Genomic DNA, 16,748 nt, shown 5'->3' on the forward strand with positions numbered 1-16,748 from the left:
TATATCAGATTCTGCGCCTGCCGACGTTCGAACTCCCGCCTCGAAGACGGGGTTGCCGGAATTGAAACCGGCAAGAAGGCCTGGGGTGCGGCGGAACGGGTTTCGTGACGTCGAATCCGGGGGTACGAGCCTGGAAGAGGTAGAAAATGGTGGATTTCAGCGGACATCTATCACCCGGCGCGGTTGCCACCGATCAACGGGGCACCGAGGCGATGACGCGGGAAGCGGATGTCCGTCAGGCTTTGGAGAAAGTCTCGCATATCTACGGCTTTCACGGCTTCATGGTGATGGTCGTGCCGGCGAAAACTTGCTGTAGCCTGTCCGACACTGTGGTCATGACCAATTGGCCCAAGGATTTCCTGATCAACTATGACGCGGCCAATATGATGGCGGGCAGCCCGGTCATCGCCCGTCTGCGCAAGAGCACCATTCCCTTCACCTATGATACCACCCTTGATTCCCCGAGGCGCTCGGACGGCAGGGGAAGTGAAGTCCTCAGCCTGTTCGAGCGGGTAAACCTGCGGCGCGGTGTCTATATTCCTGTCCATGATGTGCACGGCACCTGTGGTGCGATCGCTTTCGGCGGCGATCGCGAACTGGTCAATTCGGCTGAATTGAAGGAGCTGACCTACAAGGCGGGTCAACTGTTTGGCCGGCTGAGTGAAATCAGGGGCATCCGCACACCCATGCCCGCAGTGCTGTCGCGGCGCGAAGTCGAATGCCTGCATTGGGCCGCCGCCGGCAAGACAACCACTGAAATGGCGAAAATCCTCGATCTGTCGGAATATACCGTCAACCACTACCTCAGCCGCGCCACCCGCAAGCTGGATTCTGTCAATCGCGTCCAGACTGTGGCAAAAGCGATACGTGCCGGGTTGATCAATTGAGAAATGTTTATGAATGCAAGCAGGAAACCGGCATGATGTGTAGAGTGAAATATCGGACAAGCCTTGAAGCGCTTGGCCGGCAACGCGCTCGGCTGTGCGGTGGAGTTTGTGAATGCGCGATACGTTGATGGCCGAACCGATCGAAAAAGAGCAGTCGCGCGGCGGAGATTTCGCTACGGAAATCGCAGCACTGGAAACCCAGTTCGATGCGATCCGCTACATGAAGAAGATCACACAGGCCTTCGGCTTCAAGGCCTTTCTTGTCTGCACGGTTCCGTCCTTCGATGCAGAAAAGCTCTCAAGCGCCTCCATCCTGTCCAATATGCCCGCTGAGCTGGTCAATACCTACGACAGCATCTCGCTTTTAAAGCATTCGACCGGCATCCGACGTCTGAGGGAAACCACCACGCCGTTCCAGTTGACGCTTGAGGATTGGGAAAAAGAGAGCGGCCGTCTGCCGCAGACGAACGAGTATATCGCCATGCTGCGCGAGCATGGAATTTTGCAAGCGAACTATTTCCCGGTTCACGACGCCGATGGTAGCCGGGCGACCGTCATCTGGATGGGACGGCGCGCCGATCTGCCGATGTCTGCGATGATGGAACTGCAGATGATCGCCATCCATGTGTATAATCGCCTGACCGAAATCGGCTCGTTCTGGAAGGGCGCCCCGGTTGCTCTGTCGGAGCGGGAAATCCAATGTCTCAACTGGACCGCCGCCGGCAAGACAAGTTCGGAGATTGCCGGGATACTTGGCCTGTCCGAGCATACCGTCAATCATTACCTCAATCATGTCAGCAAGAAGCTGGATGCGGTCAACCGCACGCAGGCTGTCGTCAAGGCAATGAAGAAGGGTTACATCAGCTGAGTGCAATTCTTCGCTTTCCGGTAAAGAATTAAGCAGCCGTTGCGATTATTGCTGGCATTTTAGATGAACATTAAGATTTGCAGCGCACCTTTACTGCCGGTGAAATGATTTCACTGGGAGGGTGCGTAAACACTCCTGTCTCCGATCGTTATCGGGGAGGGATCGTGAGACGCTTTTTACATTGCTGGCATCGTTCGTCTGCAAAGACGCATTGCATTGCCGCATGAATGCTATCCTCCGCACCTTTTTCCAAAAATGATATTCATGTGACGCAGCAACACGTGTGGCATTCGCCCGTTGCCGTCGCGCTTGCGAGGATACGAGATGCTGTTCAAGACTGCGACCTCCCGTAATATATTCTCCGTAGTGGCTACCGGGCTCTTTGCCACGGTGGTGACTGCGGGCACACTGTTCTGGATCTCCTATGCCGAAGTCAAACGCCGCAGCGTCGATGAGATGAACGCCGCAGCCGCGCTGACGGCCGCCGACCTGAAAGCGCAGATGTCGCAAGGGCTGCAGCTTGTCGCGACTTTCCAGAGTGTTTTTTCAGCGCTTGAAACATCCGGGGCCGCAAACCGTACCTCCGCCGATGCGATGATGAAGAAGGCGCTGGAAGATAGCCCCTTTGCGCTTGGTGTCTGGAGCGGCTGGGAGCCGAACGCCTTCGACGGCAAGGATGCCGACTACGTCAACAAGCCGGGACATGACGCAACAGGGCGTTTCGTGCCGTATTGGGTGCGCGCCGGTGGCAAGATCGACGTGACACCGCTGGTCGATTACGACAAGCCAGGCCCTGGCGACTATTACCAGCAGCCTTTCAAGGCGCAGAAAATGGTTGTTATCGAGCCATACAAGTACGTGGTCGATGGCAAGGATGTGATGATGACATCCCTGGCTGCGCCGGTCACCGTGGACGGCAAGCCGCTCGGTGTCGCCGGCATCGACATCGCGCTCGACAGCCTGACATCGAAACTGGCCGGCATGAAGCCGCTGGGTGACGGCAATGTCGCTCTCGTTTCGCAAGGCGGACACTTCCTCAGCCATGTCAACGCCGCCAATCTTGGCAAGGCGTTCAAGGACAGCACCGTCGATGCTGCCGCCTGGCAGCAGATGATTGAAAACCCGGGCAAGCCGGTCGAGGTCGTCGGCGAGGATGGGACCGATTTCCTTTCCGTTGCCGTTCCGGTGCAGCTGTTGCCGGATACGGCCTGGTACGCGATCGTCTCCGTTCCGAAATCAACAGTCTTCTCCTACCTGACCCAGATGGCCTGGATTTCCGTCGGTATCATCGGTGTCGCCTCGGTTCTGCTGGTGCTGCTTGGTGTCCTGATCTCCAACCGGTTCCGCCGCCGCCTCGAAGCCATCGTCAATGCCACCGGCGAAATCGCCAGAGGCAATACCGGCATCGCCATCGCCGATGCCGAACGTAACGACGAGATCGGCGACATGGCCCGCTCGCTTGCCATTCTGCGTGACGCGACGATCGCCAAACAGCGTCTTGAAGCCGAAGCCGCAGAAACCCGCACGCTTGGCGAAGAAGAACGCCAGCGCCGCGCTGCAGAGACCCAGGAAAACGAGCGCCAGATGCGCTTCGCCGTCACTGAACTGGGCACAGGCCTGCAGCGTCTCGCCGATGGTGACGTGACGTTCCGTCTGATGACCCCATTCATCGGCTCGCTCGATGCACTGCGCGAAGACTTCAACAGTTCGATGACCACCCTGCAGCAGACCTTGCAATCGGTCGGCAACAATGCGCTCGGCATTCAGGCCGGTTCGGCCGAAATCCGCACATCGGCCGACGATCTGGCCAAGCGCACCGAACAGCAGGCTGCCTCCGTCGAGGAAACTGCCGCAGCCCTTGATCAGATCACCGCTTCGGTGCGGGACTCGACGGTGCGTGCTGAAGAGGCAGGCCAGCTGGTCGCCAAGGCAAAATCCGGCGCGCAGACATCAAGCGCCGTTGTCAAGAGTGCCATCGATGCCGTCGGTCAGATCGAAACGTCGTCGCAGGAAATCTCGAGCATCATCGGCGTCATCGATGAAATCGCCTTCCAGACCAATCTCCTCGCCCTCAACGCCGGTGTCGAAGCCGCGCGTGCCGGCGATGCGGGCAAGGGCTTTGCCGTCGTTGCCCAGGAAGTGCGTGAACTCGCCCAGCGCTCGGCCAATGCCGCCAAGGAAATCAAGGCCTTGATTTCGAAGTCTGGACAGCAGGTCAAGACCGGTGTCGAACTGGTCGGTCAGGCCGGCAAGGCGCTAGAAGTCATCGTCCACGAAGTCGATGAAATCAACCTGCGCGTCTCCTCGATCGTCGAGGCAGCCCGCGAACAGTCGATTGGCCTCAACGACATCAACCGCGCCGTCAACGTCATGGATCAGGGGACGCAGCAGAATGCGGCCATGGTCGAGGAATCGACCGCTGCCAGCCACACGCTTGCCGCCGAAGCCTCTGCGCTGACAACGTTGCTGGCGAACTTCCAGCTTGGCGACACGTCGCAGGCAAGCATGCACCGTGCGCCGGTCGAGACCGGCCTGCACCGGGCACCCGCTGCTCCCGTCCGCAGTTCTTCCCTGTCAAAACCGGGCATCCGGTCGGCCTCGGTGACCACACCAGCCGTCCAGTCGCCGGCCCGGTCGCTCGGCCAGAAGCTTGCGGGTGCGTTCCAGGGACATGGCAGCGCTGCTGCAGCCCCGGCCAATGACGGTTGGGACGAATTCTAAGCAAGAACAAGGGCGCCGCCTGCCGGCGCCCTTCTGCCAAGGCTCATGTCGCAAAATCCGGCAATCCCGAAACGTAGACGACGCAACTGCACAATAACTAGTCGGATTTGATGTTGCGCTGCACTGGCGCGGGTCGCCAACCACCGGTTTTCAACGATTTTCCCAAACTGGCACGGTTCCTGCTTTGTAAAAGGCATGTCCAGAGGGGACTATAATAAAGACTGCGCCCAAGAAGGTCGCGACAGGTAAGGCCGCTCTCAGCCAAAGGTGATCCCGGATGTACGGACACCATCGGCAGAAAGCGGCCTTTTCTTTTGTGCGGGTTTTTCTGACCCGCCGCATTGGCGAAACACGTCGGCTCGATTATCTAATACCAGCATGATGCGCATAGCAGAGACAGCAGGGCAAACCAGCCGCGCTGGCGGCAGGAGTGAATGACATGACCGACGTGACCAAGGAACAGGTTCTCGACAAGCTCAGGGGTGTTCGCGGACCGGATATGGACGGCAATATCGTCGATATGGGGCTGGTCTCGGATGTCTTCATTTCCGATTCCAAGGTCTATTTCTCGATCACCGTTCCGGCCGAACGCGCCCGCGAACTCGATCCGTTGCGGGCTGCGGCCGAGCGGGTGGTCAAGGACATTCCGGGCGTCAAGGGCGCCATGGTGGCGCTGACCGCCGACAAGAAGGGCGCCTCGTCCTCCGCGCCGGTTCAGCGTCCTGCCGCCGCCCCATCCCAGGCGGCCCATTCGCACGCCGGTCATTCCCACGCGGGCCACAGCCACGCACCCGCAGCTGCGGCCGCTCCACGCACACCCACAGCTGCGGCAAAAGCCGGTATTCCGGGCGTTGGCGCAATCATTGCGGTTGCCTCCGGCAAGGGCGGTGTCGGCAAGTCGACCACATCGGTCAACCTTGCCCTGGCGCTGAAGGCCAACGGCCTGCGGGTCGGCATTCTCGACGCCGATATCTACGGCCCGTCGATGCCGCGCCTCTTGAAGATTTCCGGACGGCCGCAGCAGATCGAAGGGCGGATGATCCGGCCGATGGAAAATTATGGCCTGAAGGTCATGTCGATGGGCTTCCTCGTCGATGAGGAAGTCGCGATGATCTGGCGTGGGCCAATGATCCAGTCGGCGCTGTTGCAGATGTTGCGCGAAGTCGCCTGGGGCGATCTCGACGTGCTCGTCGTCGACATGCCGCCAGGCACGGGCGACGCGCAGCTGACCATGGCGCAGCAGGTGCCGCTGGCCGGTGCCGTCATCGTCTCGACACCGCAGGACCTGGCGCTGATCGATGCGCGCAAGGGGCTGGCGATGTTCCGCAAGGTCGAGGTGCCGGTCCTCGGCATCGTTGAGAACATGAGCTATTTTATCGCGCCCGATACCGGCAATCGCTACGATATCTTTGGCCATGGCGGCGCACGCAAGGAGGCCGAGCGGATCGGCGTGCCGTTCCTTGGCGAAGTGCCGTTGACCATGGGCATCCGTGAGACATCCGATGCTGGAACGCCGGTTGTCGCGTCGGAGCCCGACAGCGAGATCGCCCGCGTCTATCGCGAGATCGCACGGAAGGTCTGGGAGCAGGTCGGTGCCCATCAGGGAGACAAGGCCCGGACCATGCCGAACATCGTGTTCGAATAAACCGCCGAAGAAACCGATCGGCCCCTGATGTCTGCTGCGCCAGCTGCGGAAAATGGGGGCCGCAAACGCTCGCTGTTGACATTCGGGCGGCGAGCGTCGTTAAGTCTTTAGGCGACATTGTGGCGCTTTGCCACTTTCTGCATTGATTTTGAGCGTGCCTTGTTCCATATGCCTCCCCGCATCCGCAAGGCTGCACCAGCGGTGCTGCCCTCCGTCGGGCTCCGCATGACTGTGATGACCGTTTGAGGGTTTGTCGTAAACGACGAGAGTTTCCATATGGATCTGCCGCGCGCAGCTTTAATGTCATACGGCCGGTTGGTTCCGGTTCGCCATAGTCCGGCTCCTGTTATCACCCATCGCCTCCGTGATGTGGCGACTGCGCGCGTCTGCGCCGGTGGTGTCTGCACAAGGTCTGCAGCATGATCACTGCCTATCGTCACAATGGCGAAGCCGTGGTTATCAGCGCGGTGCAGCCACCCGCGTCGCTGCCATCCGATGTGGTCTGGATCGACATGTTGCGTCCGGACAAGGCCGAAGACCATCTGGTCGAAGGCTTTCTCGGCATCGACGTGCCGACCCGCGACGACCTGAAGGATATCGAACCGTCGAGCCGTCTCTATACTGCTAAGGATGCCGTGTTCATGACGGCGTCGCTGGTCTGCAAGGCGGAGGGCGGGCATCCGGAACTGGCCGATATCGCCTTTGTTCTGACCAAGGGCCTGTTGATCACCATCCGCTACGACGAGCCCAAGGCTTTCGATCTGTTCACGGCCGCGATGCACCGCATCCCCGGCGGTTGCACGACGGGAACGGTTCTTGCGACGCGGCTTTTCGAGACCATCGTCGACCGTACCGCTGAGATCCTCGAGATCGCCGTTGCCCGGATCGACGGCCTGTCGTTGCAGGTTTTCGGCGATCGGCCCGTCGGTAAGCGCCGGCCGCCGCATTATCTCGAAGCCAAGCTCATGGATGTGGCCTCGCATCACCGGCTGGTGGCCAAGACCCGCGATAGCCTTGCCTCGCTCTCCCGTGTCCTGACGTTTCTCTATACCGTGCCGTCGGTACAGGAAAACAGGGAGACCAAGGAGCTCTGTCGGACAATTTCGCGCGATATCCAGTCGCTGTCGGAGCATGCCTCGTTCATTTCGGGAAATATCACTTTCCTTCTGGATGCTTCTCTCGGACTGATCAATGTCGAGCAGAATGCCATCATCAAGATTTTCTCGATCGCGGCCGTGGTGTTTCTTCCACCGACCCTGGTCGCCTCGCTCTACGGCATGAACTTCGATTTCATGCCTGAACTGAAATGGGCGTTCGGTTATCCCATGGCCGTGATCGGCATGGTGATTTCGGCAATCGTCCCCTACTACTTCTTTCGTTGGAAAGGCTGGCTCTAGGAGCCCGAAATATTCAGATGTCTCATTCTGCAGCTCAACCGGAGACGCGCGACAAGGAAATACGGAAGCTTCTGGCTCTGTCCCTTGGTTCGATCGGCGTTGTCTATGGCGATATCGGTACCAGCCCGCTTTACGCATTCCGCGAAGCCCTGCGTCCGGTTGCCGCCGACGGGGTGACGCGCCTGGAAATCGTCGGGTTGATCTCGTTGATGATCTGGACGCTGACGATCATCGTCACGCTGAAATACGTGCTGTTCCTGCTGCGGGCCGACAACAATGGCGAAGGCGGCACGCTGTCGCTGTTGGCGCTCTTGATGAAATATTCCAGCAAGCGCGCCAACCGGCTGTTCTTCCTCGGCATTGCCGGTGCCGCCCTGTTCATCGGCGATGCGATCATTGCGCCAGCGCTGTCGGTTCTGTCGGCCGTCGAAGGCCTGAAGCTCGTGACTCCGACGCTGTCGCCCTATGTGGTGCCGATCTCGGTGGTTATCCTGCTGTTGCTCTTTGCCGTGCAATCACGCGGCACGGCAGCCGTATCGAAGTTCTTCGGCCCGATCATGGCCCTGTGGTTCATCGTCCTTGCGGTCGCCGGCATCAGCCACATTACCGATGACTACGGCATTCTGGCCGCGTTCAACCCCTATTACGCCGTTCATTTCCTGTTTCATGCCGGTTATGTCGGCATCGTCGTGCTCGGCGCTGTCTTTCTGACAGTCACCGGTGCCGAAGCGCTTTACGCCGACCTTGGCCATTTCGGCCGCAAACCCATCCAGTGGGCGTGGATCGGCCTGGTCTTCCCGGCATTGGCATTGAACTATCTGGGGCAGGGCGCTCTCGTCCTGAAGAACCCCGAGGCAATGTCCGATCCGTTCTACCTGATGTTCCCGGAATGGGCGTTGCTGCCGATCGTCATCCTTGCCACCTGCGCCACGATCATCGCCGCCCAGGCCGTCATCACCGGCGCCTTCTCGCTGACGCGCCAGGCGATCCATCTCGGCTTCCTGCCGCGCATGGCGATCTTCCACACGTCCGAAACCCAGACCGGCCAGATCTATCTCCCCAACGTCAACATGCTGCTGATGTTCGGCGTCATGCTGCTGGTCTTCGTCTTCGGCTCGTCCGAATCGCTGGCAACCGCCTACGGTATCTCCGTCACCGGCGCGATGGTCGTCGATACGTTCCTCGCCTACGAGTTCGTGCGGGTGCGCTGGAAGTGGCCGCTCTATCTGGCCATCGGCACGCTCCTGCCGCTACTCGCTCTCGAAATGATCTTCTTCGGCGCCAATATGCTGAAGATCCATGACGGTGGTTACGTGCCGGTACTGATCGCCGCAGCGATCATCGTCATCATGTGGACATGGCGGCGCGGCACCAAGATTCTGCACGACAAGACACGCCATACCGACATTCCGCTCGCCTCCTTCGTCAAATCGATCGAGCGCAAGAGCGAGCACGCGCCGGTTTCAGTGCCGGGAACGGCGATCTTCCTGACCAGCGATCCGGAATCGACACCGGCAGCGCTTCTGCACAATATCAAGCACAACCATGTACTGCACGCGCAGAACTTCATCTTGACGATCCGCACGTTGAATACGCCGGTGGTGCCGAAGGACCAGCGTGTCACGGCAAGCAGCCTGTCGGAACGCTTCAGCCTCTTGGAAATGCGCTTCGGCTATATGGAAACCCAGAACGTCTCGCAGGCGCTTGGGCTGTTCCGCAAGACTGGCCTGAAGTTCGACATCATGTCGACCTCATTCTATCTGGGACGGCGCAAGCTGGTGCCGGATGCGCAGTCGGGCATGCCGCACTGGCAGGACAGGCTCTTCATCGGCCTTGCCAATGCCGCCATCGATCCGTCCGACTATTTCCGCCTGCCGACCAACCGGGTGGTGGAACTGGGCTCGCACGTCATCATCTGATCGCGGTTGGAATTTTGCGTTCCAGCAGACTGTGGACAAAGCCATTTCTCTTCATCTGGCGGGTCACTTGGGAAATCCAGCGACACCCAAATCTCCGTCATCTCTGTGCTTGTCACAGAGATCCAGCCAGCCCAAGTCTTTGGGCTGATAGGTCCTTTGATCCGACAGACGTCGGGTCGCTAGATCCCCGCCACAAGGGCGAGGAAGACGGAGAGTGGCCGGCGTTATTAACCAACCATCAAGGTTAATGCTTCATTGTCATGGCAGTTGAAGCGGTAAACACGCGATTGAACGCGATGTCACCGCTCGTCCGATTCACTTCCGCGGGGATAGACGGTCCGGGTATTTTTGCCGGATGGAGACCCGCGTCTGTCAGTGCGTGGAGTACGGTTGGTGCGTAAGAGTAAAGTGTTGCGTTTTCCGTCCGGTTTGCCATCCGCGCGCTGGACTGTTCCCCTGATGCTGGGCATCGGTCTCTTCGTCGGTTTCCCCTCGGTCGCGGCCCATTCCGATCTCGCAACCTTCCTCTCTGGCATCAACCGCGGCGGTGAACGCTGGCGCATGCACATGACCCGCTCGCCGGCAGGCTCGCTGCATCAGGTTGAAATGGCCTTCAACGATCCGGTTGTTACCGGGGCAATCGGTGACGGGGCAGGGATCGACATGCCGGGCGGCGGCAAGGTCTCTCTGACCGCCGAGCAGAAGCAGGCCGATCCGCGCACGGACGAAGACCGGGTCAACCGCAAGGACAAGAAGGGCCGCATCATTGCCGTTGCGCCTGTCACGCCGCCGAAGGATTTTACCGCAGGATCGATCCTGCAACGCACCAGTTCGCTGACCGACCCTTTGTTTGACGTCGAAGAGCGGATGGTGTTTTCCAAGTCCGAGATCAAGGGCAAGGAAATCAAGATTGCCACGGCCTTCTACAAGAAGAAGGCTCCGAAGATCGATCCGGGCATGTCGCCGATGCTGGCCAGCCTGGTGACAAACCAGTCGGCCGATATTCTGGCCACCGCCTACGCGCCGGCCGAGCCTGACTATTCTCGCCAGTCGCCATTTGATTCGATCCTGCGGGAAGACAAGACCGGCGGCCGCTTCATTCCCGATATCGCCCCTGAAGATCACGCCTGGGCCGCCAACCCGCTGCCTGCCACCGTCTTTTCCGATGCTGAACAGAAATGTCTGACCTCGGGTATCTATTTCGAATCGCGTGGCGAAACGGTGAAAGGCCAGGCGGCTGTCGCCCAGGTCATTCTCAATCGGGTCCGCAACCCCGCTTATCCGTCGACGATCTGCGGCGTCGTCTACCAGAACAAGGGTTGGTACAACCGCTGCCAGTTCTCGTTTGCCTGCGACCGTATTCCCGACATCGTCTGGTCGCGTTCCGCCTGGGCGACAGCCAAAGAGATTGCCCTTGCGGTGACCGCCGGCAAGATCTGGTTCCCTGAAGTCGGTTCCGCGACGCATTATCACGCGACTTACGTGAAGCCCGACTGGGGTCCGACGATGAAGCGGGTCTCCCAGATCGGCAAGCATATCTTCTACCGCACCTATGGCGGCGGCTGGAGCTGATAGCCTGCCGATTGGCAGCGGCCGGGCGGACTCGTTCCTGTGATGGTCCGGCAAAGCCCCAGGTGATTCCCGGTGAATCCGGCTAAGCCTTCGCTTTGATCACGTAAGTAAATGTTTTTATTCAATAATATTGTGCCCTAACAAGGGCTTTAGGTGCCTTGACTATGAAGGCCCCTAAAACTATGTTGCGGCCGACTTCAGAACGGGCCGTGCGGTGGCTTCAAATCCGGCCTTTGTGTGACCAAGCTCATGGTTTATCACCGTGACGGGAACAAAAGGGAGGGTGCCACATGACGGATAACCGGAAAGAGGGTCTGGAAGATCGGCTGAAACGCCTCGGGTCCGAGCTGTCTGAAAAGCGCAAGGAAGACCCGAAATACGCTGCGGATGAAGCGCGCGCTGCGCAGAACCGCAAGGGCTATCAGGTCGCTATCAAGCTTTCGAGCGAATTTGTGGCGGCGATCATTGTCGGTGCACTTCTGGGCTATCTTTTGGACCATTTTGCGGGTACAGCGCCGTGGGGGATGATTGTGCTTCTCCTGCTCGGTTTTTGTGCCGGTGTGCTGAACGTTCTGCGTTCGGCGGGCATGGTGGCAGCGCCTCACCCGGCAGACGAGCTGGGCAAGGGCATCAAGAACAAGAGTGACGACGCGTAAACACGCTGTTGTCGCAGGTTGAAATATCCGCCGTTGGCGGTTTGTAACGAGAGAGAGCAGCTGTGGCAGGCGATAAGGTAGATCCGGTACACCAGTTTGTGGTCAACAAGATCATTCCGATCGAAATTGGCGGTATTGATTTCTCTTTCACCAATGCATCTCTGTTCATGGTGGCAACGCTCGCCGTGGCCACGGCATTCCTCTACTTCACGACGTCGACGCGCAGCCTGGTTCCCGGCCGCATGCAGTCCGTCTCCGAGATTTCCTATGAATTCATCGCCTCGATGCTGCGCGAAGGCGCCGGCTCACACGGCATGAAATTCTTCCCGATGGTGTTCTCGCTGTTCATGTTCATCCTGACAGCAAACATGCTCGGCATGGTTCCTTACTTTTTCACCGTGACCAGTCAGATCGTCGTGACCTTTGCGCTTGCGCTCTTCGTCATCGGCACTGTTCTGTTCTACGGTTTCTATAAGCACGGCTTTGGCTTCCTCAATGTGTTCGTGCCCTCTGGCGTACCCGGTATCCTTCTGCCTTTGGTTATTGCAATCGAAGTGATCTCCTTCCTGTCCCGACCGATCAGCCTTTCCGTTCGTCTCTTTGCGAACATGCTGGCCGGCCATATCACGCTGAAAGTGTTCGCAGGCTTCGTCGCCTCGCTCGGAACCCTCGGCGCGCTGGGTATCGGTGGTGCGATCCTTCCGCTCATCATGACCGTTGCCCTTACGGGTCTCGAATTCCTCGTATCCTTCCTCCAGGCCTATGTCTTTGCGGTGCTGACTTGCATGTACCTCAACGACGCAGTGCATCCGGGCGGACACTAAGGAATAAAGTCGTGGGCCTAGCCGGTTTCGACCGGCCAAGGCACCAAAGTTAGCCGCAACAACCTTTCGAAGGAGAAAATCATGGACGCGGAAGCAGCAAAGTACATCGGCGCAGGTCTCGCTTGCCTCGGTATGGCCGGCACGGCTCTCGGCCTCGGCAACATTTTCGGTAGCTACCTGTCGGGCGCCCTGCGCAACCCGTCGGCAGCAGACAGCCAGTTCGGCCGTCTCGTATTCGGCTTCGCCGTTACGGAAGCTCTGGGCATCTTCTCGCTGCTCGTAGCTCTGCTTCTCCTTTTCGCCGTCTAATAACCGGCTTGAAGGCAGGGCCGCGGTTTCAAAGTCGCGGCCCGCATCCTTTCTGAGTGCACCTGGAGGTGAGCATGTTTGTGACCGCGGCATATGCCCAGTCAACCACCATCGAAGGCGCAGTGACCCACGACGCCGCTGCCGGCGAGGTCCACACCGAAACCGGTGTAGCCCAAGAAGGCGGACATGGCTCGGGAGTGTTCCCGCCCTTCGATACTTCGACATTTGCATCGCAGCTTCTCTGGCTGGCGATTACCTTCGGTCTTTTCTACCTTCTGATGTCGAAGGTCGTCATGCCGCGCATCGGTGGCATTCTCGAAACGCGTAACGACACGATCGCACGCGACCTCGACGATGCGGCCCGTTCAAAAGCAGAGGCAGATGCTGCCATTGCTGCCTACGAGCAGGAACTGGCTGCCGCCAAGGCCAAGGGCAACGCGATCGCATCGACTGCGCGCGAAGCTGCAAAGGCAAAGGCAACTGCCGATCGCACTGCGGTCGAAGTCAGCCTGAACAACAAGATTTCCGCTGCCGAAGCCCGTATCGCCGATATCAAGACGAAGGCTCTGGCCGACGTTGGCGCGATCGCCGAGGAAACTGCGACCGCCGTTGTCGAGCAGTTGATCGGCGGCAAGGTATCGAAGGCCGAGATCGCATCCGCGGTCAAAGCATCGGCGAAGTAAGGAGAGCATCATGGATTTGACCTCACTGGCCACATTCTGGGCCACAGTCGGCTTGGTGCTTTTCCTCGCTCTCATCGTGTACCTCAAGGTTCCGGGCATGCTGGCAAAATCGCTCGATGAGCGTGCTGGCCGCATCACCAACGAACTGGCCGAAGCCAAGCGCCTGCGCGCCGAAGCCCAGGCTCTGCTCGTCGAATATCAGCGAAAGCGCAAGGAAGCCGAAGCAGAAGCCGCCAACATCGTTGCCGCTGCTGAACGCGAAGCTGAAATGCTGACAGCCGAAGCCAAGCAGAAGACCGACGAATTCGTCGCTCGCCGCACGGCTCTGTCGGAACAGAAGATCAAGCAGGCCGAAACCGATGCCATCAATTCGGTTCGTGCCACTGCCGTCGATATCGCAATTGCTGCCGCCGAAAGCGTCATCACGGCAAAGTCGGATGCAGCCACCCAGGCAGCCCTGTTCGCCAAGGCGATCAGCGACGTGAAGACCCGGTTGAACTGATCGACTGCATTATAAAGATTTGAAAAGGCTGGCTCGCGCCGGCCTTTTTTGTGTCTGTCTTTTTGTGTGTATCGGTGGGGTGCGTAAGTCGTGATGCGGGGTGAACGCGCAACTGCCATCGTCAAGCCCGCCAAAGAAGCCTTGAGCCGGCCGACCAAAGTTTAAGGATGGAACGGGTTTAATTGTTCGTGCTGGCAGTCGGCGCCATTGTCAGGCAGGCCTGCTCGAATTCCTGCATCGTCTCGACAGTGTTGTCCTGCGGCAGGACAGCGTCGGTCGCCATATTGCCTGCATCATCCGCTGTCTCGTCGTCGTAAACGAAGGACTGGATGTAATAGGCAAGTCCGCCCTTCCACACCTTGCGGCCGTCGATATCCTTGCAGCTATAGGCGGTCTGCAGATCCGACTGCATGGCATCCGCAGTCGGCTCCGGCGCAGCAGGGATGCTGGCGACTGTCGTGGCAGCGATGAAAATCAGCCCAAAAAACACGGTTCGAACCTTTCACGGGAATCGCGGGTGTATATTGTTTTTGATTCTATAGCCCGTCCGCTTGGTTGTTTGTTACCCGGGGCACGCCGCACACAAGAAAAACCGCAGCTGTGTCTTTTGATGTCAATGACCGGTGTATTAAACGCAGTATACGCGGTGTTGTTCCAAAGCAGCGCAGTCCCGGTTTCAGGCCGGCAGCTCCTCATCCGGCATTTCAGCGCCGTCCTGCCGCAATGGCCTGAAACTCATGCGGTGCAGCGGGCAGGGGCCGTGGTCGCCGATGGCGGTGCGGTGGCGCTGAGTGGCGTAACCGGCATGTGTGGCAAAGCCGTAGGCCGGGAAAACCAGGTCCGCACGGGTCATCATCCGGTCACGCGCCACCTTGGCAATGATCGAGGCGGCTGCGATCGATAATGACCGGGCGTCGCCCTTGACCACAGCCTTGCCCATGCAGGCAAGTCCGGGCGGTATGTCGCGGCCATCCGCCAGCACCAGAGCCGGAGCCACAGAAAGGCCAAAGACTGCCCGCCGCATCGCGTCGAGGCTTGCCTTGCGGATATCCGTGTCGTCGATCCTGCCTGCTCCGGACGACGCGATGGAGACGATGGATGACGACAGGATGAGATCGAACAATTCCTCGCGGCGGGCGATCGACAGCTGCTTGCTGTCGTTCAGCCCGTCCGGAATATTGTCCGGGTCAAGGATGACGGCAGCGGCAACGACAGGTCCCGCCAAGGGACCGCGTCCGGCCTCATCGGTGCCTGCGACCGGCCAGAGCCCATCGCGGCGCCCGGCCAGCTCGAAGCTGAAGTCGGGACCTTCAATGGTGTCGAAAAGAAAGGGGGAATCGGGCTGTGTGCGTCGTGACATGCGGCGAAACTCGCACACATGCCCGATTCCCTGCAAGTCCTTCGGCAATGAGGCGGTTGCCGGAGGATGACCGCTGCTGCATCGGGGCAAGAAACAGCATCGGTATTGCGATATCCGGGAGTGATCCCGAAAAAACCCTGGAGCGCCCCGTTAGAGCAATGACAGCTGGACGCCGGTCCCGAGAGGCGGGACGAACAGATCGCAGTTCAGCGGTCGCCTCGCGACATTCAGTTCCAGCCGCTTGGCGGCGAGCTCGAAACGGCGGCCGATCTGCCAGGCATAGGGACCGGCACCCTTCATCCGCTTGCCGAACTCGGCATCGTAATCCTTGCCGCCGCGCATCGAGCGGACCAGCGACATGACGTGGCGGTAGCGATCCGGATAGTTGCGCAGGAGCCAGTCGCGAAACAGCGGGCTGACTTCGATCGGCAGGCGCAGCAGTACGTAGCTCGCATGCGAAGCCCCGGCGGTCTTGCCGGCATCCAGCACCCGTTCGATCTCGTGGTCGTTGAGGGCGGGAATGACCGGCGCCATCATCACGGTTGAGGGAATGCCGGCCTCCTTCAGCGCCTTGATGGCTTCCAGCCGTTTGGATGGCGTCGAGGCCCGTGGTTCCATCAGCCGGGCGAGCTTGCGGTCGAGCGTTGTCACCGACAGGCCGACCTTGGCCAGGCCCTTCTCTGCCATCGGCGCCAGGATATCGATATCGCGCATCACCATCGCCGATTTGGTGACGATCATCACCGGATGATCGGCGGCTTTCAGCACTTCGAGGATCTGGCGCATGATCCGCCATTCCTTCTCGATCGGCTGGTAAGGGTCGGTGTTGGTGCCGATGGCGATCGGGCGGACTTTGTAGCCGGGCTTGGCCAGTTCGCGCTCCAGAAGCTTTGCAGCGTCCGGCTTGGCAAACAGCTTTGCCTCGAAATCGAGCCCCGGCGACAGGCCCATATAGGCGTGGGTCGGGCGGGCGAAGCAATAGATGCAGCCATGCTCGCATCCCCGGTAAGGATTGACGGAGCGATCGAAGGGAATGTCGGGTGAATCGTTGCGGCTGATGATCGAGCGGGGCTTTTCGATCTGAACCTCGGTCTTGAAGACCGGCAGATCCTCCAGCGAATCCCAGCCGTCATCCTCGAGTTGCCGCGACACCGGCTCGAACCGCCCGGACGAATTGATGGCAGCACCCCGGCCACGCCGCCGGTCGATCTCGATGCGCAAGCCGGAGCTGGCAATCATCGCTTCGGCCATATCTGCCGTATTGGCAGGCGCCAAAGCACCCCGCCTGATCTGAGACAGCTCGTTCATGGGTTTCTCCGGGGGACAAATCCTTGCGGACGTTCCGACATCCTCTGATTATTTTCCTATCGTGAAAAAGAGAACAATGCAAGAACAAAAATCAAGG

15 protein-coding genes are annotated in these 16,748 nt (G+C 59.4%); 12 read left to right on the plus strand and 3 right to left on the minus strand.

The annotated features are described in order from the left end of the window. Positions 1-146 precede the first annotated feature (146 nt). From ACQY8Q_RS17405 to ACQY8Q_RS17460, 12 genes are all read left to right on the plus strand, one after another. Entirely contained in the window at positions 147-887 is a 741-nt protein-coding gene (locus tag ACQY8Q_RS17405) for a helix-turn-helix transcriptional regulator (protein WP_428427717.1), read from the plus strand. A gap of 112 nt (positions 888-999) precedes the next feature. Further along, positions 1,000-1,755, plus strand: coding sequence for a LuxR family transcriptional regulator (locus ACQY8Q_RS17410; RefSeq protein ID WP_428427718.1), 756 nt, complete (start codon positions 1,000-1,002; stop codon positions 1,753-1,755). A 324-nt stretch (positions 1,756-2,079) separates the two neighbouring features. Further along, the gene (locus ACQY8Q_RS17415) at positions 2,080-4,476 is read left to right on the plus strand and encodes a methyl-accepting chemotaxis protein (protein WP_428427719.1); all 2,397 of its coding nucleotides are present in this window, start codon (positions 2,080-2,082) and stop codon (positions 4,474-4,476) included. A gap of 439 nt (positions 4,477-4,915) precedes the next feature. Next, positions 4,916-6,121, plus strand: a complete 1,206-nt coding sequence (gene apbC / locus ACQY8Q_RS17420) for an iron-sulfur cluster carrier protein ApbC (protein ID WP_428427720.1) — start codon at positions 4,916-4,918, stop codon at positions 6,119-6,121. 419 nt (positions 6,122-6,540) lie between these two features. Continuing rightward, on the plus strand, positions 6,541-7,518 hold the full coding sequence (locus ACQY8Q_RS17425; protein WP_428427721.1) for a magnesium transporter CorA family protein: 978 nt from the start codon (positions 6,541-6,543) through the stop codon (positions 7,516-7,518). Positions 7,519-7,535: 17 nt separating this feature from the next. Continuing rightward, positions 7,536-9,437 (plus strand): potassium transporter Kup, encoded by a 1,902-nt coding sequence (locus ACQY8Q_RS17430; protein ID WP_428427722.1) that lies wholly within the window; start codon positions 7,536-7,538, stop codon positions 9,435-9,437. 393 nt (positions 9,438-9,830) lie between these two features. Next, positions 9,831-11,009 (plus strand): cell wall hydrolase, encoded by a 1,179-nt coding sequence (locus ACQY8Q_RS17435; RefSeq protein ID WP_428427723.1) that lies wholly within the window; start codon positions 9,831-9,833, stop codon positions 11,007-11,009. Positions 11,010-11,299: 290 nt separating this feature from the next. Beyond that, positions 11,300-11,665, plus strand: a complete 366-nt coding sequence (locus ACQY8Q_RS17440) for an AtpZ/AtpI family protein (protein ID WP_428427724.1) — start codon at positions 11,300-11,302, stop codon at positions 11,663-11,665. Between the two features lie 62 nt (positions 11,666-11,727). Further along, a complete protein-coding gene (locus tag ACQY8Q_RS17445) occupies positions 11,728-12,489 on the plus strand; it encodes a F0F1 ATP synthase subunit A (protein WP_428427725.1) in 762 nt (253 codons plus the stop codon). 81 nt (positions 12,490-12,570) lie between these two features. Next, entirely contained in the window at positions 12,571-12,798 is a 228-nt protein-coding gene (locus ACQY8Q_RS17450) for a F0F1 ATP synthase subunit C (RefSeq protein ID WP_037106138.1), read from the plus strand. 74 nt (positions 12,799-12,872) lie between these two features. Beyond that, positions 12,873-13,481, plus strand: coding sequence for a F0F1 ATP synthase subunit B (locus ACQY8Q_RS17455; RefSeq protein WP_428427726.1), 609 nt, complete (start codon positions 12,873-12,875; stop codon positions 13,479-13,481). A 10-nt stretch (positions 13,482-13,491) separates the two neighbouring features. After that, positions 13,492-13,983, plus strand: coding sequence for a F0F1 ATP synthase subunit B (locus ACQY8Q_RS17460; RefSeq protein WP_428427727.1), 492 nt, complete (start codon positions 13,492-13,494; stop codon positions 13,981-13,983). A gap of 178 nt (positions 13,984-14,161) precedes the next feature. Here the strand turns inward: ACQY8Q_RS17460 and ACQY8Q_RS17465 are convergent, their stop codons facing one another. The 3 genes from ACQY8Q_RS17465 to ACQY8Q_RS17475 form a co-directional block, all read right to left on the minus strand. Continuing rightward, entirely contained in the window at positions 14,162-14,473 is a 312-nt protein-coding gene (locus ACQY8Q_RS17465) for a hypothetical protein (protein WP_428427728.1), read from the minus strand. Between the two features lie 186 nt (positions 14,474-14,659). Continuing rightward, complete coding sequence (locus tag ACQY8Q_RS17470; protein WP_428427729.1) at positions 14,660-15,361, minus strand: ribonuclease HII; 702 nt, start codon at positions 15,359-15,361, stop codon at positions 14,660-14,662. Positions 15,362-15,493: 132 nt separating this feature from the next. After that, entirely contained in the window at positions 15,494-16,651 is a 1,158-nt protein-coding gene (locus ACQY8Q_RS17475; RefSeq protein ID WP_428427730.1) for a PA0069 family radical SAM protein, read from the minus strand. Positions 16,652-16,748: the final 97 nt, after the last annotated feature.

This window comes from Pararhizobium sp. (genome assembly GCF_965279435.1).
In the GTDB taxonomy this organism is placed as follows: Bacteria; Pseudomonadota; Alphaproteobacteria; order Rhizobiales; family Rhizobiaceae; genus Pararhizobium.